We start from the raw sequence: 19,044 nt of genomic DNA on the forward strand, positions 1-19,044 counted from the left end.
GCGAAATCCTTTCCTATGTAAATATGAATCTATTATAACATCTTTACCGGAAAAAAAAGTATATATTTCTCTAAAGCGAACGCCCTTATCTCATCTGATAAAGGCGTTCTTTCCGCTGCTAAGCGAGCGCTGCTTTCATTCTCTCAAGCCCTTCTTTTACGGCGGCGGCTGAACAGCCGACATTAAGCCTCATAAATCCTTCGCCGCCCGGTCCGTATTTTGTTCCCGGCTCTAATATGATTTTCCCTTTTTTGAGCATTCTTTCTTTGAGCTCGGCATCCGAAAATCCGTATTCGCTGAAATCCATCCAGATCAAATAGGAAGCGTCAGGCTTCATCATGCGGACTTTCGGCAATTCTTTTCTTAAAAAGTCCTCAGCCAATTTCATATTCCCTTCAATGTAAGGAATCAGCGCGTCAAGCCAAGGGCCTCCCTTTGTATAGGCCGCTTCGATTGCTGCAACCGCAAATGTGTTGAGGCTGGAAATTCCGTTCTGATGCAATGCGGCGGAGAATTTCGCCCGCTTATACCGATCGGGAATGATAATGGCGGATGCCTGAATCCCGGCAATATTAAACGTCTTGCTCGGCGCGACACAAGTAACGGAAATCCGCGCAAACTCCTCAGACAGAGAAGCGAAAGGCGTATGCGGCTTTCCGTACAGCATCAAGTCGGAATGTATCTCGTCAGAAACGACGGTGACGTTATGGGCGGCGCACAGCGATCCGAGCTTCATAAGCTCATCCCGGCTCCACGCTCTGCCGGACGGATTGTGGGGATTACAAAGAATCATCAGCTTGACCTCAGAATCGTTCAGCTTTTTCTCAAGATCCTCAAAATCCATACAGTAGACGCCGTTTTCTTCCCGTAACGGGTTATGTAAAACCTGCCGTTTGTTTTCCTTGATCATCTGATAAAAAGGCGTATACACCGGTGATTGAATCAACACCGGATCGCCCGGTTCGGTAAAGGCTTGTACGGCCATGCTGATTGCCGTGACAACACCGGGACTGAACGCGATGTTTGCGGGATCGGGCCGGTAGCCGTGCCGCGTCTCAAGCCATGAAGCGACGGCTTCTCTTGTGTTTTCGTCAGGAGACGTGTAACCGAATATGCCGTGGTCAAGGCGGGCTTTTAAGGCGTCAGTGACCGCTTCGGGAGCGCGGAAATCCATATCGGCAACCCACATCGGAAGCGCATCCGATACGCCGAATAACGCTTCCGCCTTGTCCCATTTCACCGATTGTGTGCCAAGACGGTTTTCTCGAAGATCAAAGTTCATGTATGTCACTCCTGTAGTATCATTATTTTGCACAGCGTATCTATGATAAAATAGAATTGCAAACTTTATTATAAGCGGTGATGAAAATGGAAGAAAGCCAAGCGGTCATGGAAATGATGAAAATCATTGCCAAGTGGGACCCGTTTAAATATGGAGAAGATTTTTATGAGACAGAAGCCGTCGACATCGTTCAGGCCGTCTACAGTGAAGACCGTGCCGACAAGCTGGCAGCAGCCATTCAGGATATCTTTGAAGCTTCATTTGAGCAAAAGCTTCCGATCGAAGGATGCCAAAAGGCCGCTGAGCAGCTTCTGTTCATAAAAGAAAGCAGCTCCTGCACCCCTTAAAAACCGGCGGTTTCGCCGGTTTTTTTATTGAATAAATTCAAAAATCCGCTCCGAAACAAACTCCGGGCGCTCTTCAGGTACGAGGTGCCCCGTATCCTTGAGTGAATACAGAATGGAATCCGGCAGGTCGTCATGAAGCCGTTTTCCGACTGAGACCGGAACGACACGGTCTTCTTCTCCCCAGATTAAAAGAGCGGGGTTTTGCACTTTCTTCAAATCCTCGGGCTCTAAATCGCCCTCCCTGTGTCTGATAAACCTTGTCATCGCTTTGAAAATCTGGCGGTCTGTAAATGGTTTTTCGTAACCGTCAATCATTTCCTGATCGATAAGCGTCCGGTCGTGAACGACATTTAACAGGTTGTTCAGCACGCCGTCTTTTGAAAGCCAATACTTAAGATACAGGTCAAAACAAGGGAGATGCGTCCCGAATATAATCGACGGGTGCGAGCGCTTTAAATACCCCGAGCTGCACAGCAGGACGATTTTAGAAAAAAGCTCGGGTCTGAGAAGAGACGCGGATAAGGAAATCTGGCCGCCCATTGAATGGCCGATGAGTGCGGCCCGGCTGATACCGAGCTTTTCCAGAAGTCCGATCAGAAGCTTGGCGAGGTTTGCGTAAGTATATACGAAAGTCCGTGACTTTTCCGATTGCCCGAAAGGAGGCAGGTCAACGGCGATAATATCATAATGGTTTCTGAGCAGCGGGATCAGTTTTCTGAAGCTGAATGCCGAAGATAAAAAACCGTGTACACAGACGAGTGTCTGTCTGCCGGGATTTTCATAATGCTCGTAATACAGCTCAACTCCGTCTATCGCGGCCCGTTTAATCGGTGAAACAGCTTCCATGAGAGCCTTCGCCGTCCTTTCTTTGTTGTAATGTAAAGGCTTTTTTGATTGTCAGATTTTAGCTCTGGTTTCTTTCGGGTTTTTCTTAGCATTTGTCGAAAATCGTGATATAATGTCATGAAGATTTTTGATAATGCAAAGGTGTGAAACGTATGAAGCTGACCGAAAAAGAAACAGAAATATTAGAAATTTTAGACGAAAACAGCCGCGTTGATGCGGAAACGATTGCGAAAATGGCAAACATTCCCGCCGAAGAAGTCAAAAGCATCATTGAAAAGCTTGAAAAGGAAAAAGTCATCATTGATTATGCGGCGATGATCGACTGGCGCAAAGTCGACGGTTTGGAAGGCGTCACGGCGATGATTGACGTAAAAGTCACTCCGAAACGAAATGTCGGCTTTGATGAAGTCGCTGAGCGGATATACAGATTCCAGGAAGTTGAATCAGTGTACCTGATGTCAGGGGTGTATGACTTATCTGTCGTTATTCGCGGCAACACGATGTCAGACGTGGCAAGCTTCGTGTCTGAAAAATTGTCCACCCTTGAGTCTGTCGTCTCCACGACAACGCACTTCATCCTGAAAAAATATAAGCATGACGGCAAAGTCTTTGAAAGCGGAGACGATGACAAAAGAATCGTGGTGTCTCCGTAAATGGAAACGAAGACTTCTTATTTATCTGACTACGTGCAGCAGATTAAACCGTCAGGCATCCGCAAGTTCTTTGATCTGGCCGCTACGATGGAAGGCGTCATTTCACTGGGAGTGGGAGAGCCTGACTTTGTGACGGCCTGGAACGTGAGGGAAGCGAGTATTCTTTCTTTAGAACAGGGTTATACGGCTTATACGGCAAATGCGGGTCTTTATGAACTGAGAGAAGAAATCAGCCGCTACTTAGATCAGCGGTTCGGCCTGAGTTATTCGCCTGACAGTGAACTGATCGTTACGGTAGGGGCAAGCCAGGCGCTTGATCTCGCTGTCCGCGCCATTATGAATCCTGGAGAGGAAATGTTAATTCCCGAACCGTGTTTTGTCGCATATGAATCACTCGTGACCTTAACGGGGGCGAAACCGGTGCCGATTCAGACTGTCGCTGCAAAAGGTTTCAAAGCATCAGCCGCCGATTTTGAAGCGGCCCTGACGGACAAAACAAAAGCGCTGCTTCTATGCTCGCCGTCAAATCCGACAGGTTCCGTCTATTCGAAAGAAGAGCTTGAATCCATCGCTGCTTTCGCTGAAAAACACGACTTGATCGTGCTTGCCGATGAAATTTATGCCGAGCTGACGTATGATGAGCCATTCACGAGCATGGGGGCCATCCGCGGCATGAAGGAACGCACGATTCTTATTTCCGGCTTCTCCAAAGCATTTGCCATGACGGGGTGGAGACTCGGATTTACGGCGGCGCCTCCCGTGATCAGGGATGCGATGCTCAAAATTCATCAGCACGCGATGATGTGCGCCCCTTCCATGGCTCAGTACGCGGCGCTTGAAGGGCTGAAAAACGGCCAGGAAGACGTCGAAAGAATGAAGAAAAGCTATCGGAGACGCCGAAACCTGATTGTGGAGACATTGAACGAAATCGGACTCGGCTGCCACCACCCCGGCGGAGCATTTTACGCCTTTCCTTCCATTCAGTCGACCGGCATGAGTTCAGAAGAATTCGCGGAACAGCTGCTCATTGAAGAAAAAGTAGCCGTCGTTCCGGGGAATGTATTCGGCCCGAGCGGCGAAGGCTACATCAGATGTTCCTATGCGACATCCATTGAGCAGATTCAGGAAGCGCTCGTCAGAATCAAACGGTTTGTTGAAAAAAGGGCATAAAAAAAGATACGAACCCGGTTCGCATCCAAATAAAAGGGGGGAATACTAGAAAGCCTTCGTAATCATAGTATACCCTCCTTTATCTGTGCTTAAACATGATTATGTAAAAAAGTTCTCTTTGCGAAAAACAAACTTGTATGATATAATTTTAAATTGCGTATAATCTGTATTTAATTTAACTTAGGAGTTGTTATGAATGGCAGCAAAATTTGAAGTGGGCAGTGTTTACACTGGTAAAGTAACAGGATTACAAGCGTATGGTGCGTTTGTTGCATTAGATGAAGAAACTCAAGGACTTGTTCACATTTCTGAAGTCACTCACGGTTTCGTAAAAGACATTAACGAACACCTTTCTATCGGTGACGAAGTACAAGTAAAAGTACTTGCGGTTGACGAAGAAAAAGGCAAAATCAGCCTTTCTATCCGTGCGACTCAAGCGGCGCCTGAAAGAAAAGAAAGCAAACCAAGAAAACCGAAAGCGGCTCAAGCTTCTGAAGAAACATCTGCTCCGCAAGGTTTCAACACATTGAAAGATAAGCTTGAAGAGTGGATCGAACAGTCCAACCGCAAAGACCTTATCAAAAAATAAGCATGAAAAAAAGCACCGGATATGTATGTTCGGTGCTTTTTTTATGTTTATCTGACTTCCGGATTTGCCGCTTCCTCGCGGGATGTTTCTTCGTTCGGCTTAAACAGCAGGCCGAGATTGATCAGACCGGCGATGCCGACAAGGCCGTAAATAATCCGCGACAGAGCTGATCCTTGGCCGCCGAAGATGGCTGCTACTAAATCAAATTGGAAAAACCCGATCAGTCCCCAGTTAATAGCGCCGATAATCGTTAATACGAGACAGATACGCTGAATAACACTCATGTAAACAACCTCCTCTATGAATTCGTGAAACAGTTATAGATTGTGACAAAGCAAAGAATCTATGCATACTACATTCTCCGCCGTGTAAATCACACACTGTTTCAAGCTGTACAAGTGCCTTTCCCGGGAATTCGATGTCTGTAAACCATGTGATGCGCCGTCAAAAAAGCGGATTGCTTTACATTGAACGTCATCTTTCTGCATAATATAAATCCAAAGGAGGAGATGTCATGCAAAACTTTACATATTGGAATCCGACAAAATTGATTTTCGGAAAGGGAGAGGTTGAAAAACTTCCTGAAGAAATCAAACCGTACGGAAAAAACGTGCTGCTCGTATACGGAGGAGGCAGCATTAAGCGCAGCGGTCTTTATGATCAAGTAACCGAACTGCTGAAAAAAGCGGGAGTTACCGTACATGAATTGGCAGGCGTAGAGCCGAATCCGCGTGTCTCAACGGTGAACAAAGGTGTTGCGCTCTGTAAAGAAAACAGCATCGATTTCTTATTGGCCGTCGGCGGCGGAAGTGTCATTGACTGCACGAAAGCCATCGCGGCGGGCGCTAAATATGACGGCGACGCGTGGGATATCGTCACGAAAAAACACCAGCCGAAAGAAGCGCTGCCTTTCGGAACAGTGCTGACGCTTGCGGCAACCGGTTCAGAGATGAACTCCGGATCAGTCATCACAAACTGGGAGACACAAGAGAAATATGGATGGGGGAGCCCGCTCGTTTACCCTAAATTCTCTATTCTCGATCCGGTAAACACATTTACCGTTCCGAAAGACCACACCATTTACGGCATGGTCGATATGATGAGCCATGTGTTTGAACAATATTTCCACCACACGTCAAACACGCCGTATCAGGACCGGATGTGTGAATCGCTTCTGCGCACGGTGATTGAAACAGCGCCGAAACTGATCAATGATCTGGAGAACTACGAGCTTCGTGAGACGATTTTATATACAGGCACGATCGCATTAAACGGAATGCTGTCAATGGGCGCAAGAGGGGATTGGGCCACACACAACATCGAGCATGCGGTATCAGCGGTTTACGATATACCGCACGCCGGAGGTTTAGCGATTCTGTTCCCGAACTGGATGAGACATGTGCTCAAAGAAAATCCGGCCCGCTTTAAACAGCTTGCCGTCCGTGTCTTCGATATTGACGAGACAGGCAAATCAGATGAAGAGATCGCACTTGAAGGAATCAGCAGGCTGTCTGATTTCTGGACGAGCCTGGGCGCTCCGAACAGACTCGCTGATTATGATATTTCTGATGAGAAGCTGGATACGATTGCAGATAAAGCGATGGCAAACGGAGCATTCGGACAGTTCAAGTCACTGCAGAAAGAAGACGTGCTTGCGATACTGAAAGCATCATTGTAATAACATAAAGGGGGCGGCCGGATTGGCAGCTCCTTTTTTTCTGTGTTATAGTAATTCCCTTACGATTTTTTTGGAGGTTATGATAAATGGAGAACTTTACGTACTACAATCCGACGAAACTGATTTTCGGAAAAGGTCAAATCGACCAATTGAAAAAAGAGCTGAAGCAATACGGGAAAAACGTGCTGCTTGTATACGGAGGCGGCAGCATTAAGCGTAACGGCCTGTATGACCAAGTAACAGGCATCTTAAAAGAAGAAGGCGCAACCGTTCATGAGCTTGCGGGCGTTGAACCGAACCCGCGTCTGGAAACGGTAAATAAAGGAATTGAGCTGTGCAGAAAGCATGAGATTGATTTCCTTCTCGCAGTCGGCGGCGGAAGTGTCATCGACTGTACAAAAGCGATTGCGGCCGGTGCGAAATATGACGGCGACGCATGGGACATTTACAGCAAAAAAGTAACGGCGCAGGACGCGCTCCCGTTCGGCACGGTGCTGACGCTTGCGGCGACAGGCTCTGAAATGAACCCTGATTCCGTTATCACAAATTGGGAAACAAACGAAAAATTCGTATGGGGCAGCAATGTCACTCATCCGCGTTTCTCCATTTTAGATCCTGAGAATACTTTCAGCGTTCCGGAAAACCAAACCGTATACGGCATGGTGGATATGATGAGCCACGTATTTGAACAATACTTCCACAATGTTGAAAACACGCCGCTTCAGGACAGAATGTGTTTTGCGGTCCTTCAGACGGTAATTGAAACAGCGCCGAAACTTTTGGAAGACCTTGAGAACTATAAGCACCGTGAAACGATTTTATACGCGGGTACGATCGCATTAAACGGCACGCTGCAAATGGGCTATTTCGGCGATTGGGCTTCCCATACGATGGAGCACGCCGTATCAGCGGTTTATGACATCCCTCACGCGGGAGGACTTGCGATTCTGTTCCCGAACTGGATGAGATACACGCTAGATACAAATGTAGACCGTTTTAAAAACCTGATGCTCAACATGTTTGACATTGATACTGAAGGCAAAACGGATAAAGAAATTGCGCTTGAAGGGATCGATAAATTGTCCGCGTTCTGGACAAGCCTCGGCGCACCGTCCCGCCTTGCGGATTATGACATCGGTGAAGACAAACTTGAGCTGATCGCAGACATCGCCGCAAAAGAAATGGAATACGGCGGATTCGGCAATTTCCAAAAACTGAACAAAGATGACGTACTTGCTATCTTAAAGGCGTCACTGTAAGATACATTTCCGGCCGGGGTGAAGATGAAATAGATTTTCAAGCTGCAGATGTAACCGTTTTGGGAGTCCCTTCATTAGTGCATCAAGAGCAAGTGAAACACCCCTTGCCATGAGACAACTATGGAAATCTCACATGATGCGGATTTGACTCCCTGTTTCTGTACATTTAGCAGAAAAGGATCAATTAACTTTGCGATTGCCGATCTTCTATTTACACAAAATCTAAATCATGAAGAGCCGCGAATTTAAAAAAGGGGCGCTGATTCAATCAGCGCTCCTTTTATGCATTTTGTGTACTAAGGTCCCGCTGAGCCCCCAAATAGCTTCCCATTAAGTTTTGATAACCGGGAAGATGACTGGAGATTAATGCGCCAAAACCTTCAACATCGTTGCGCCAATCACGCTGTAACTCGCATGCTACGCTGAACCAGTTCATAAGCTGCGCGCCGCCATGAGCCATACGCGTTAATGATGCATCTGCTACTTGCTTACTAAAGGTCCCCGAAGCATCTGTCACAACAAACACTTCGTAGCCTGCTTTAATGGCAGAAAGCGCAGGAAAAGCGACGCAGACGTCTGTTACCACCCCTGCGATAATCAGCTGTTTTTTGCCAGTCGCCTCAATGGCTTTAACAAAATCTTCATTGTCCCATGCGTTAATTTGTCCAGGACGGGCTATTTTTGGGGCGTCAGGAAAGAGATCAACGAGTTCTTGCATGAGCGGTCCGTTGGGTCCGTTTTCAAAACTCGTTGTTAAAATAACCGGTAAATCAAAGAATTTAGCCGTATCACCGAGAGCCAATACATTGTTCTTAAATTCATCAACGCCATAGTCACGCACGAGACCGGAAATAAGGCCGGTTTGATGGTCAACTAAAAGCACGGCAGCATCATCTTTCGAAAGACGGGAATAAAGATCAGACATTTTATCATCCTCCTTGAATTAAGGCAAGTAAGTTTGTGAATTGAAAACGGTAAATCTATTCATATGCTGTATAGAAAGAAAGTTATTTCTGAGGTGACTTTTCGTGAGGGTGATGATCCTTCAATTAATCTGGAACGGGAACCGGAGCATGATCAATCCAATGGATAAACTGTTGTAAATAGCGTTGAAGATAACGTTTTGTTTGTTCATCCGTAAGTATGTTTTGAGCGGAATCAATTTTCTCATGGACTTGCGAAATCAGCATTTTTTGAAAGGGCAAAACATTGACTTGCATAGCTTCGAGTACTTCTCTCATTTGCGTTTGACCAAAGGCAGTACCGAACCCTCCGGGGGTTGCTCCGATTAAGCCAACCGGTTTACTGTTTAAAACAGAAGAGGTCCGCGGTCTCGATGCCCAGTCCAATGCATTTTTTAATACCCCCGGAATTCCGGAATTGTACTCTGGACTTACAATGATGACGCCGTCAACGTCTTGTATATCAGCTCTAAAGGATGTTACGGAGTCTGGTGCTCCGGCAATTTCTAAATCTTCGTTAAAAAAAGGAAGACTGTCTATTTCAACCCAACGAAATTGAGCCGCATTATCGAAGTCAATCAATGATTGAGCAATTGCTCGATTATACGAGTTTTTTCGTAAACTTCCACAAATAAGACCAATGGTTTTAGTCATAAAATCACCTCCCGGTTTAAAATCACTTTCATCTTAACACGATACTCCAAATATAGACACTATTTTTAAAATTGGACATTTATGCCTTAATATTCCTTCGTGGCAGCCTCTCAAGAGGAGTACTATATAAAAAGAACCGGCCCATCGGGATTGGCGATGGATGTCATCCTGCTCCAAAGTAAAGGTGATACGTTCCTGGATCACCAACATTCGATTCGTTATCCCTCTCATGATTATTACAAATATAACCATATCGAATCCGGGATATTGTATAAAAAATGAATGCATTTTTAGCGCAAATCCCATATTCATCATGCCTTCTTCATGACTTGATTTAGCGGGTGAGTTCATATAAAGTGAAAGAGAAAACAATTCACCGTGATGGAGGGACAAGCAAATGACGCATGTACGCTTTGATTACTCAAGAGCGTTACCTTTTTTCAATGAACATGAACTTACATACGCACGTGATTTCGTAAAAACGGCACACCATAATATCCATGAAAAAACAGGCGCCGGAAGCGACTTTTTAGGATGGGTGGACCTCCCTGAAAACTACGATAAAGAAGAATTCGCGCGCATTAAAAAAAGCGCTGAAAAAATCAAATCAGATTCAGACGTGCTTCTCGTCGTGGGTATCGGCGGTTCATACTTAGGCGCCCGCGCGGCGATTGAAGCGCTCAATCATTCTTTCTATAACGTTCTGCCGAAAGACAAGCGCAAAAACCCTCAAGTTATCTTTATCGGCAACAATATCAGCTCAACTTATATGAAAGATGTTATGGATCTTTTGGAAGACGCTGATTTCTCTATCAATGTCATTTCTAAATCAGGCACGACGACGGAACCTGCAATCGCTTTCCGGATTTTCCGCAAACTTCTTGAAGAAAAATACGGAAAAGAAGAAGCGAAAGCGCGGATTTACGCGACGACAGATAAAGAGCGCGGCGCTTTAAAAACGCTTTCTAATGAAGAAGGCTTCGAATCATTCGTTATTCCTGATGATGTCGGCGGACGTTTCTCCGTTCTGACTGCGGTAGGTCTTCTGCCGATTGCGGTAAGCGGGGCTGATATCGATGAAATGATGAAAGGCGCTCTTGATGCAAGCAAAGACTTTTCCAGCTCGGAATTAGAAGAGAACGCGGCTTACCAATACGCCGTCGTCCGCAACGTTCTGTATAATAAAGGCAGAACCATTGAAATGCTTATCAACTATGAGCCTGCGCTGCAATACTTTGCGGAATGGTGGAAGCAGCTCTTCGGCGAAAGTGAAGGAAAAGATGAAAAAGGCATCTATCCTTCTTCTGCTAACTTCTCAACAGACCTTCACTCTCTCGGTCAATACGTGCAGGAAGGCAGACGCGATCTGTTTGAAACTGTATTAAACGTTGAAAAACCGAAGCATGAGCTGACAATTGAAGAAGCGGAAAATGATCTCGACGGCTTAAATTACTTAGCCGGCAAAACGGTCGATTTCGTCAACAAAAAAGCGTTCGAAGGCACGATGCTTGCCCATACAGACGGAAAAGTGCCGAACTTAATTGTCAATATTCCGGAGCTTAATGCATATACATTTGGATATCTCGTCTATTTCTTTGAAAAAGCGGTGGCGATGAGCGGTTATCTGCTCGGAGTCAACCCGTTTGATCAGCCGGGTGTTGAAGCCTATAAGGTGAATATGTTCGCGCTTCTCGGCAAACCGGGCTTTGAAGAGAAAAAAGCAGAGCTTGAAAAACGCCTTGAAAAATAAAAAGAAAGGCTGGCCCTCAGCATGACGGGTCAGCCTTTTTTAAACCGTGAAAGGTGTGATGATGAATGATACGACTCTTATGTAAGCATGCCGTCATTTCCGTCTGTTCCGCCGCTATTGTCTATTCGGCACTAAAACTGTCTCCTGAATCCCTCTTACAAACCATCCTGTTTTTCGCTTTCCCTCTCGGCTTGTTTACGGACATGGTCCGGCTGAAACTGAAGATTGGCCGGATGCAGTCGCTGATCACGAAGTGCTGTCTCTATGCCGCCGTTTTCTATATGTCAACGGAAGCCGTTCTCTCCGCAATTGTGACGTATGTTCTGATTGAATGCGCCGTTACCTCTTTCCAGCGTCTGTCTGCCGCTCCCGATTCTTCCCGGGCGCCGTATGAAGATGCCGCAGAGCGGGGACGCTAAAGACAAAAAGGAGCATATGCACATGATCAGCATTCCATCTTCACTTGAAGGGCAATCGTTTTTACTCCGCGAACTGGAACAGGTGCTGAAACCGATCGGTTATACCATCGGAGGCGGTTGGGAGTATGACCGCGGGTTCTTTGATTACAAAATTTCCGATCAGGACGGCTATTTATTTCTCCGCATCCCTGTTGAAGCAAATAAGGGACACCTGGATGAACGGGGGGCCGCCGTTACAATCGGCACACCCTTTTTGCTGAGGCACGTCTATCAGGAGGAAACGGATGATCACGCAGGCGGCGGTGTTTTTGAGTCATTATTCAACCAATTCTCCGAGCCGAAACGGCGGGATGCGGCAATTGACCGCTCATATACAGATATCGGCATCTCGCTTGTGAAAGAGCTGGAAGACGTCCTGCTGCATTAAAGAGCCAAAAACAGATCAGTATCGAGCACCTGGTATGACAGGGGAGGGGTCAGCATCGGCCCCTCTTCTTTTTGTATGCCGATGATCGTGGTATTCCGTTTGAGATAATAGAGCGCACAGTCATGATAAGATGAACCCTTTAATTCCTCGGGGACGGGAATGATGCGCACCTTTTTCTCCAGCGTCAGATCTGACAGCGTTTGCGGTTTGGCAAGCTGCAGCTTGACCCGGTAATGCTCAAACATCACCCGGCTCGACAGGCGTGATGTGCACAGAATCTTATTGGCTCCTGCGCGCTCGGCGTTTTTGACATACCGTTCCGTTAAAATTTCCACGATACAATAAACGGACGGATGCAGCCCTTTGATGGCGAGAAGCGTTAATACCGACAGCATATCAGCTTCGGATTCATTTTTCTGCTGGTCTGCTGTCAAAATGACGGTATCGGCTTCCGTAATATTCGCCTTATTGAGCGTACTGTCATCAGCGGCATGTCCGCGGATGAAATGGACGTTTTCAATAAGCGGCCCTTCCCTTAATGAATCATCAATCAGGACGACAGTTTTTGACGGCGCGATGTGCTGCAGTTCTTTCAGCAGCATATGCGACTTCTCATTCCATCCGATAAGAATGACGTGCCCCTTGCCTTTAAAGGCGACCTTCCCTTCGACATAGCGATGCTGTTTGCTGAACACGGCTGAAGAAAGCGTGGCGAAATAGGCGGTTACAAAACTCGCTCCGCTTAATACAAGCACCATGCCGGCAATCTGCCCGAGCGGCGTCTGGGGCACGTAATCGCCGTAGCCGACTGTGGCCACCGTAATAACCGCCCACCAAACCCCTTCAAACACAGACGTGAATTGCTTCGGCTCAAGCATGTAAATGAGTTGGCCGAACAATAAAATCAAGGCGATAATGATCAGTCCGATCCGAACATATAACGGCCATCTCAGCCAGGAAATAAATAAACGGTTTGATTTCATTCGCCCGGCTCTTCTTTCGACAGAGAGATGGATAAAATCTGCTTAATAATGGTGTTTAGTTTTTCGTTCAGCTGTTGCTGGCCGTATGAGTCACGCGCATGTCTGATTAAATCGGCCGTCTCATCTTCAAACTGAATGAGAGGTTCGTCGTTTTCCGATTCATTATAGAGCTGGATAAAGGCGTCAAGCCCCTCGTTCATTCTGTCTATCGCATTGCTCAGCTGTTCTTTCTCGCCATTTGTCACTTTCATGTCGATCACACCTGTATCTTTTTTTATACAGTATGTCCCAGTTCGTTTGATGTCTTTCAAAAATCGCCGAAAACATATTCACCCTCATTTTTTCATATGATAAAGAAAGCGGACCGAAAAAGGGTGAGTCAAATGACAGTCATTCAAAAACTGCTGGCGGCGCTGGCCGGAGCGCAGCTGCTCGCTTCGGCGGCCGTATTGCTTATTTTCGATTTGAATGGATACAATCATATGTCCGGCGGATTTTCATGGCTTGTTTTTGCAAAAGAGACCGCAGGAACGTTTCCGTTTTACATCGGATTGGCCGGGTGTATCCTCATCATGCTCGGAGGATTGATTCCTGTCAGAAAAAAGAAGCGGATTTCTGTACAGGAAAGCGGACAATCATTAAAATATTATATAAGCAGATCGTACGATATAAGAGAAAAAGGAAGAGGATAATATGCTGTTTGTCTTTTTAACAATTGCTGCATTGGGATTGTCGTTTTGGGCACAATTTAAAGTGAAAAGTAATTTTCAGAAATACTCAGACGTGGAAGCTTCCAGTCAGCGGACCGGGGCGGAAACGGCAAGACGGATTCTTGATATAAACGGTTTATATGATGTGCCGGTAGAACCGGTAAGAGGCACTTTAACAGACCATTACGACCCGACGGAGCGGGTGGTGCGTTTATCTGAGCCGGTATATTACGGCCGCTCCATTTCCGCCATTTCCGTCGCTTCCCATGAAGTCGGACATGCTTTGCAGCATCAGGAATCATACGGCGCGCTTGTGCTGAGGCACAAAATTTTTCCGGTCGTCAATTTTGCCTCCGGGGTTGCCCCTCTGCTTTTCTTGGGCGGGATGCTCCTGGGCAGCTTGAACTTAATCGGACTCGGCATTATTTTGTTTTCGGCCGCTGTTTTTTTCCAGCTTGTCACACTGCCTGTCGAGTTTAATGCCAGCGCGAGGGCGAAGCGGATTATCGTGTCGGAAGGATTCATTCGCAACAGTGAAGAACACGGCGTGAATAAAGTGCTGAACGCTGCGGCGCTGACGTATGTGGCTGCGGCGCTCGTTTCATTATTCGAGCTGCTTCGTTTTGTGATGATTTTCTTAAATGGTCGTGATGAGAATTAACACGAAGGAGGTGGCCCCTTACCGTTTGCGGTAGGGGTTTTTTTGCTTATATTAAAACTGATTCTCATTATGCTGTTAATCGGATTAACGGCCATCTTTGTCGCTGCGGAATTTGCGATTGTCAAAATCCGCGGTTCAAAAATCGCGGAGCTGGTTGAAACCGGAGACAGCCGGGCGCTCGCGGCGCACAGGGTGATTTCAAATCTCGATGAATATTTATCAGCGTGCCAGCTCGGCATTACGATTACGGCGCTCGGACTCGGCTGGCTCGGTGAACCGACGATTCAGCGGCTTCTTCATCCTGTTTTCAGCCTGATCGGAATGCCGTCATCCATTACGCACGTCGTCACGTTTATTGCGGCGTTTATCGCCGTCACGTATCTGCACGTCGTCATCGGAGAGCTTGCGCCGAAAACGATATCCATTCAAAAAGCCGAAGCCGTCAGTCTGTGGACGGCAAAACCGCTCATTCTGTTTTATAAAGTGATGTATCCGTTTATTAAGCTGTTAAACGGCTCAGCCGGATTTTTGGTCAAGCTGTTCGGTTTTCATTCGGTGAAAGAACATGAGGTCGTGGTCAGTGAAGAAGAATTGCGGCTGATTTTGTCCGAAAGCTATAAAAAAGGTCAAATCAATCAATCTGAATTCCGTTACGTCAATAAAATATTTGAATTCGATAACCGGGTCGCCAGAGAAATCATGGTGCCGCGCACCGAAATCGCCGCCATCTCGCTTGAACAGTCAGTTGATGAAGCCATACATTTGATCATCAACGAACGGTATACGCGATATCCGGTTATTAAGGAAGACAAAGATCACATTCTCGGCATTATTAACAATAAGGATTTATTTAAGGCGTATTTTCTCGGCCGCTCCATTGAATTAAAAGAAATTATGCGTCCGGTCATCAGAGTCATTGAAAGCATCCCCGTTCAGGAGCTTTTGATCCGCATGCAGAAGGAGCGGATTCATATGGCGATTCTCGTTGACGAATACGGCGGCACGGCGGGACTTGTGACCGTCGAAGACATATTGGAGGAAATCGTCGGGGAAATCCGTGATGAATATGACCAGGATGAAATGCCCCACATCGTCAAAAAAGGCGAACACCATTATGTGATGGACGGCAAGGCGCTTATAGAAGAGGTGAATGATCTCCTTGATATCGCCATCGAAAATGAAGACATTGACACGATCGCCGGCTGGCTCTTAACACAAAAAATGGAGCTGAAAAATGGTGATGTGTTTCATGCCGAAGGGTGTGAATTTAAGGTGCTGGAAGCGGAAGACCATCATATCCGCTTCGTTGAAATTAAAAAAACTGATTTCTGAGCCTCCTGCTTTTGCAATGAGGCTTTTTTTATGGAAAAAATGCTTCTTCGTCCCGCTCCTTCATATGATGTAAAGAAAGGAGTGTCGGTATGAAAACGGATTGGTGGAAAACGGCGGCCGTCTATCAAATTTATCCCCGAAGCTTTATGGATTCGAACGGGGACGGAATCGGCGACATGAACGGCATCAGAGCAAAGCTTCATTACATAAAAGAGTTGGGGGCGGATGTGATCTGGCTTTGTCCCGTTTTTGACTCGCCGGGCGCGGACAACGGCTACGATATTCGGAATTATAAACAAATTGCCGGCGAATTCGGGACGATGGAGGATTTTGACCGGCTCCTTGCGGATGTCCATGCGCTCGGCATGAAGCTGATTATAGACCTCGTCATCAACCATACAAGCGATGAGCACCCTTGGTTTATCGAATCACGCTCAGCGAAAGATTCCGAAAAACGGGACTGGTACATCTGGAGAGACGGAAAAAACGGCAAAGAGCCGAACAATTGGGAAAGCATTTTCGGCGGATCAGCGTGGGAATATGATCAAGAGACCGGCCAGTATTACCTGCACCTGTTTGACAAAAAACAGCCTGATTTAAATTGGGAAAACGAAGCGATGAGGCAGTCCGTTTATGAGATGGTCCGCTGGTGGCTTGATAAAGGCATAGACGGCTTCCGGGTGGATGCCATTTCTCACATTAAGAAAAAAGAAGGGCTCCCTGACATGCCGAACCCGGACGGTCTCCCGTACGTCCCGTCTTTCCCGTATCATATGAATGGGGAAGGCATAATGGATCTCTTAAGAGAGCTGAAACGGGAAACATTTTCGCGCTATCCGATCATGACGGTCGGCGAGGCGAACGGAGTGGCGGCTTGGGAGGCGGCTGATTGGGCCGGTGAAGAAAACGGCGTCTTTCAAATGATTTTTCAATTTGAACATCTCGGCCTCTGGGATACGGAAGATGATCAAAGCATCTCCATTCCGGCGCTTAAGCGCGTCTTGTCCGGCTGGCAGAACAGTCTTGAAGGAAAGGGCTGGAACGCGTTATTTATGGAGAACCACGATCAGCCCCGTTCCGTCTCGGTATGGGGTGACGAACGTTTTTTGACAGAAAGCGCCAAGGCACTCGCCGCGATGTATATGCTGATGAAAGGCACGCCGTTTATTTACCAGGGGCAGGAGCTCGGGATGACCAATGTTTCGTTTCCATCCATTGAAGATTATGATGACGCCGCAATGAAATATCTGTATGAAAAAGAGACGTCCCGCGGCGTTCCGCATGAAAAAGTGATGAAGATCATCTGGAAGAAGGGCCGGGATAATTCACGGACACCGATGCAATGGAGCGGTGAGGCGAACGGCGGGTTTTCTGATGCTTCTCCGTGGCTCGGAGTGAATCCGAACCACACATGGCTGAATGCTGCATCACAAATGCAGGATGAAACATCCGTATACCATTTCTACAGACGGCTGCTCGCCCTCAGAAAAGAACACAGCGTATTGATCAGCGGCACATATGAATTGCTGCTTCCGAATGACCGGCAGATTTATGCCTATCTAAGAAAAAACGGAACAAAAACCGCCCTGATCATCACAAATCTGTCTAAAACCCCCGCTTTATACAAGCATCCCGGTTATCCGCTTGACTCCGATACGCTCGTGCTCGCAAGCATGGAAACACCACCGCATCGGCATGTGACATCCTTTCTTTTAAAGCCTTATGAGGCCCGCGTATATATATGGTGAAAAACTTCAGTCCCGAGGCTGAAGTTTTTTGTGATCTGCGTTTATCATCGCGATCCGACAGGAAAAGACAAATACAGAAACGAATATGGGAAAGGAAGAGAAAAAGAAAGGAGGCATCTATATGCTGAAAAAATTGCAGATTCAAACAAACAGACGGGATGAAATGATCGACATCACACATGAAGCTGAAGCGTTTCTCCGCAAAACAGGCGTGAAAAACGGCTTGGCGCTCATATACTGTCCCCATACAACCGCCGGCATTACCATAAATGAAAATGCCGATCCGGATGTGAAGAGGGATATGCTCAGAAGGTTTGATGAAATGTATCCGTGGGAGCACGAACTGGACCGGCATATGGAGGGAAATACGGCGGCGCATATGAAAGCGAGTACAACCGGCGCCTCCCAGCATGTCATCATAGAAGACGGCCGCCTGATACTCGGAACATGGCAGGGCGTTTATTTTTGCGAATTTGACGGTCCGCGAAACAGAACATGTTATATCAAAATACAGGCTGAAACGGAGGAAACCACAAATGAGTGAGTGGATGAGTGCATTGTCATTAACAAAGCCCGTCATTCAAGCGCCGATGGCCGGCGGGCTGGTCACGCCGCGTCTGGCTTCGGCGGTATCGAATGAAGGGGCGCTCGGAAGCCTCGCTTCAGGATACGTCAGCCCGCCAGCGCTTGAAAAACAGCTTATCGAGATGAAAGAGCTGACGAACCGCTCCTTTCAAGTAAATCTTTTCGTTCCGGAAGAAAGGCAGATGCCTGAGGCGGAACTGGTTGAAAAATGGAAAGCCCGCATCCCGAGGGCAAAAGACGCCAAGCCGTTCTCTGATCTGAAAGAAGAATGGAATGATTTCGAGGAAAAAGCGGAGCTTCTGATCCGTTACGGAGTCAAAGCGTGTTCATTCACCTTCGGCCTGCCGCCGGAAGCAACGGCGGAAAAGCTGAAGAAAAGCGGATGTTTCCTTTTCGGCACGGCGACAACGCCGGAGGAAGCGAAGGCTTTTGAAGAACGGGGAATGAACGCCGTTATCCTTCAGGGAATAGAAGCCGGCGGGCATCGCGGGTCGTTTCTGCCGGTTAAAGGAGAACCGGCTCTCGGCCTTATGGCGCTGATTCCGCAGGCTAAAGACGCGCTGAATATCCCGGTGATTGCGGCAGGCGGCATTTTTGACCGCCGCGGCGTGCAGGCCGCCCGCTGTTTGGGTGCGGACGGCGTTCAAGTAGGAACACCGTTTCTCCTTTGTGAAGAAAGCAGCGCCTCACCGGCATATCAAAAAGCCATTGCCGAAACAAAAGGAGCCGACACGCGGCTGACCACCCTGTTTTCGGGAAAACAGGCGCGGGGAATCGTGAATCAGTTCATGAAAACATATGAGGCTGACGAGGGAAATACGCTGCCTTATCCGCTGCATAATACGCTGACAAAGCCGATGCGCGGGCACGCGGCTCAATCAGGAGACGCGGAGTATATGTCTTTATGGGCCGGCCAGTCCGCCGCGAAACTTGAAGGGCCGACAGACGTGAAAACCGTTTTGGAAGAATTGTGCGAATCATAATCCAGA

General features: G+C 47.2%; 22 protein-coding genes. 15 read left to right on the forward strand and 7 right to left on the reverse strand.

Features of this window, described 5'->3' with window-relative positions; all coding sequences use genetic code 11:
* Positions 1–118 precede the first annotated feature (118 nt).
* The gene (locus BGM27_RS16760; protein WP_007408655.1) at positions 119–1,282 is read right to left on the reverse strand and encodes a MalY/PatB family protein; all 1,164 of its coding nucleotides are present in this window, start codon (positions 1,280–1,282) and stop codon (positions 119–121) included.
* 86 nt (positions 1,283–1,368) lie between these two features.
* Here BGM27_RS16760 and BGM27_RS16765 point away from each other — a divergent pair, with 86 nt between their 5' ends.
* Positions 1,369–1,629: a DUF1871 family protein gene (locus tag BGM27_RS16765; RefSeq protein ID WP_003152094.1), complete on the forward strand. Its 261-nt coding sequence runs from the start codon at positions 1,369–1,371 to the stop codon at positions 1,627–1,629.
* A gap of 24 nt (positions 1,630–1,653) precedes the next feature.
* Here BGM27_RS16765 and BGM27_RS16770 read toward each other — a convergent pair whose 3' ends face one another.
* Positions 1,654–2,475 carry an alpha/beta fold hydrolase gene (locus BGM27_RS16770; protein ID WP_007408654.1) on the reverse strand — a complete coding sequence of 274 codons (822 nt, stop codon included), beginning with the start codon at positions 2,473–2,475 and terminating at the stop codon, positions 1,654–1,656.
* Between the two features lie 152 nt (positions 2,476–2,627).
* On the opposite strand from BGM27_RS16770, the gene BGM27_RS16775 reads away from it, so the two are divergent.
* The 3 genes from BGM27_RS16775 to yugI all read left to right on the forward strand — a co-directional run bounded on the left by BGM27_RS16775 (position 2,628) and on the right by yugI (position 4,887).
* Entirely contained in the window at positions 2,628–3,128 is a 501-nt protein-coding gene (locus BGM27_RS16775; RefSeq protein WP_003152098.1) for an Lrp/AsnC family transcriptional regulator, read from the forward strand.
* The gene (locus BGM27_RS16780) at positions 3,129–4,298 is read left to right on the forward strand and encodes an aminotransferase (RefSeq protein WP_003152100.1); all 1,170 of its coding nucleotides are present in this window, start codon (positions 3,129–3,131) and stop codon (positions 4,296–4,298) included.
* Positions 4,299–4,494: 196 nt separating this feature from the next.
* A complete protein-coding gene (gene yugI / locus BGM27_RS16785) occupies positions 4,495–4,887 on the forward strand; it encodes a S1 domain-containing post-transcriptional regulator GSP13 (RefSeq protein WP_007408653.1) in 393 nt (130 codons plus the stop codon).
* A 47-nt stretch (positions 4,888–4,934) separates the two neighbouring features.
* Here the strand turns inward: yugI and BGM27_RS16790 are convergent, their stop codons facing one another.
* Positions 4,935–5,171: a DUF378 domain-containing protein gene (locus tag BGM27_RS16790; protein WP_003152104.1), complete on the reverse strand. Its 237-nt coding sequence runs from the start codon at positions 5,169–5,171 to the stop codon at positions 4,935–4,937.
* A gap of 230 nt (positions 5,172–5,401) precedes the next feature.
* Between BGM27_RS16790 and BGM27_RS16795 the strand changes: the two genes are divergently transcribed.
* Together BGM27_RS16795 and BGM27_RS16800 are read left to right on the forward strand one after the other, a co-directional pair.
* Positions 5,402–6,565, forward strand: a complete 1,164-nt coding sequence (locus BGM27_RS16795) for an iron-containing alcohol dehydrogenase (protein WP_007408652.1) — start codon at positions 5,402–5,404, stop codon at positions 6,563–6,565.
* Between the two features lie 86 nt (positions 6,566–6,651).
* Positions 6,652–7,824, forward strand: a complete 1,173-nt coding sequence (locus BGM27_RS16800; protein ID WP_007408651.1) for an iron-containing alcohol dehydrogenase — start codon at positions 6,652–6,654, stop codon at positions 7,822–7,824.
* A gap of 280 nt (positions 7,825–8,104) precedes the next feature.
* On the opposite strand, the gene ycaC is transcribed toward BGM27_RS16800, so the two are convergent.
* Positions 8,105–8,749 carry an isochorismate family cysteine hydrolase YcaC gene (gene ycaC / locus BGM27_RS16805; RefSeq protein ID WP_007408650.1) on the reverse strand — a complete coding sequence of 215 codons (645 nt, stop codon included), beginning with the start codon at positions 8,747–8,749 and terminating at the stop codon, positions 8,105–8,107.
* 124 nt (positions 8,750–8,873) lie between these two features.
* Positions 8,874–9,440 carry an NADPH-dependent FMN reductase gene (locus tag BGM27_RS16810; protein WP_007408649.1) on the reverse strand — a complete coding sequence of 189 codons (567 nt, stop codon included), beginning with the start codon at positions 9,438–9,440 and terminating at the stop codon, positions 8,874–8,876.
* Positions 9,441–9,837: 397 nt separating this feature from the next.
* Between BGM27_RS16810 and BGM27_RS16815 the strand changes: the two genes are divergently transcribed.
* From BGM27_RS16815 to BGM27_RS16825, 3 genes are all read left to right on the forward strand, one after another.
* Positions 9,838–11,190 (forward strand): glucose-6-phosphate isomerase, encoded by a 1,353-nt coding sequence (locus BGM27_RS16815; RefSeq protein ID WP_007408647.1) that lies wholly within the window; start codon positions 9,838–9,840, stop codon positions 11,188–11,190.
* A 65-nt stretch (positions 11,191–11,255) separates the two neighbouring features.
* Positions 11,256–11,609 carry a hypothetical protein gene (locus BGM27_RS16820; protein ID WP_007408646.1) on the forward strand — a complete coding sequence of 118 codons (354 nt, stop codon included), beginning with the start codon at positions 11,256–11,258 and terminating at the stop codon, positions 11,607–11,609.
* Positions 11,610–11,631: 22 nt separating this feature from the next.
* Positions 11,632–12,036, forward strand: a complete 405-nt coding sequence (locus BGM27_RS16825) for a YugN-like family protein (RefSeq protein ID WP_012118292.1) — start codon at positions 11,632–11,634, stop codon at positions 12,034–12,036.
* Here the strand turns inward: BGM27_RS16825 and BGM27_RS16830 are convergent.
* Positions 12,033–13,019: a potassium channel family protein gene (locus BGM27_RS16830; RefSeq protein WP_007408644.1), complete on the reverse strand. Its 987-nt coding sequence runs from the start codon at positions 13,017–13,019 to the stop codon at positions 12,033–12,035. The two genes, BGM27_RS16825 and BGM27_RS16830, sit on opposite strands and share 4 nt — an antisense overlap.
* Positions 13,016–13,270, reverse strand: coding sequence for a protein mistic (locus tag BGM27_RS16835; RefSeq protein ID WP_007408643.1), 255 nt, complete (start codon positions 13,268–13,270; stop codon positions 13,016–13,018). Before BGM27_RS16835 ends, BGM27_RS16830 begins: the two co-directional genes overlap by 4 nt.
* A gap of 132 nt (positions 13,271–13,402) precedes the next feature.
* Between BGM27_RS16835 and BGM27_RS16840 the strand changes: the two genes are divergently transcribed.
* The 6 genes from BGM27_RS16840 (at position 13,403) to BGM27_RS16865 (ending at position 19,038) form a co-directional block, all read left to right on the forward strand.
* On the forward strand, positions 13,403–13,711 hold the full coding sequence (locus BGM27_RS16840; RefSeq protein WP_007408642.1) for a YuzI family membrane protein: 309 nt from the start codon (positions 13,403–13,405) through the stop codon (positions 13,709–13,711).
* Between the two features lies 1 nt (position 13,712).
* Positions 13,713–14,390: a zinc metallopeptidase gene (locus BGM27_RS16845; protein WP_007408641.1), complete on the forward strand. Its 678-nt coding sequence runs from the start codon at positions 13,713–13,715 to the stop codon at positions 14,388–14,390.
* Positions 14,391–14,432: 42 nt separating this feature from the next.
* Positions 14,433–15,722 (forward strand): hemolysin family protein, encoded by a 1,290-nt coding sequence (locus BGM27_RS16850; protein ID WP_007408640.1) that lies wholly within the window; start codon positions 14,433–14,435, stop codon positions 15,720–15,722.
* 89 nt (positions 15,723–15,811) lie between these two features.
* Entirely contained in the window at positions 15,812–17,470 is a 1,659-nt protein-coding gene (locus BGM27_RS16855) for a glycoside hydrolase family 13 protein (RefSeq protein ID WP_007408639.1), read from the forward strand.
* Between the two features lie 121 nt (positions 17,471–17,591).
* The gene (locus BGM27_RS16860; RefSeq protein WP_023842871.1) at positions 17,592–18,014 is read left to right on the forward strand and encodes a secondary thiamine-phosphate synthase enzyme YjbQ; all 423 of its coding nucleotides are present in this window, start codon (positions 17,592–17,594) and stop codon (positions 18,012–18,014) included.
* The gene (locus tag BGM27_RS16865; RefSeq protein WP_007408637.1) at positions 18,007–19,038 is read left to right on the forward strand and encodes a nitronate monooxygenase; all 1,032 of its coding nucleotides are present in this window, start codon (positions 18,007–18,009) and stop codon (positions 19,036–19,038) included. Before BGM27_RS16860 ends, BGM27_RS16865 begins: the two co-directional genes overlap by 8 nt.
* Positions 19,039–19,044: the final 6 nt, after the last annotated feature.

Origin of the sequence: Bacillus sp. FJAT-27001 (assembly GCF_019039175.1) — a bacterium.
GTDB classification, from domain to species: domain Bacteria; phylum Bacillota; class Bacilli; order Bacillales; family Bacillaceae; genus Bacillus; species Bacillus velezensis.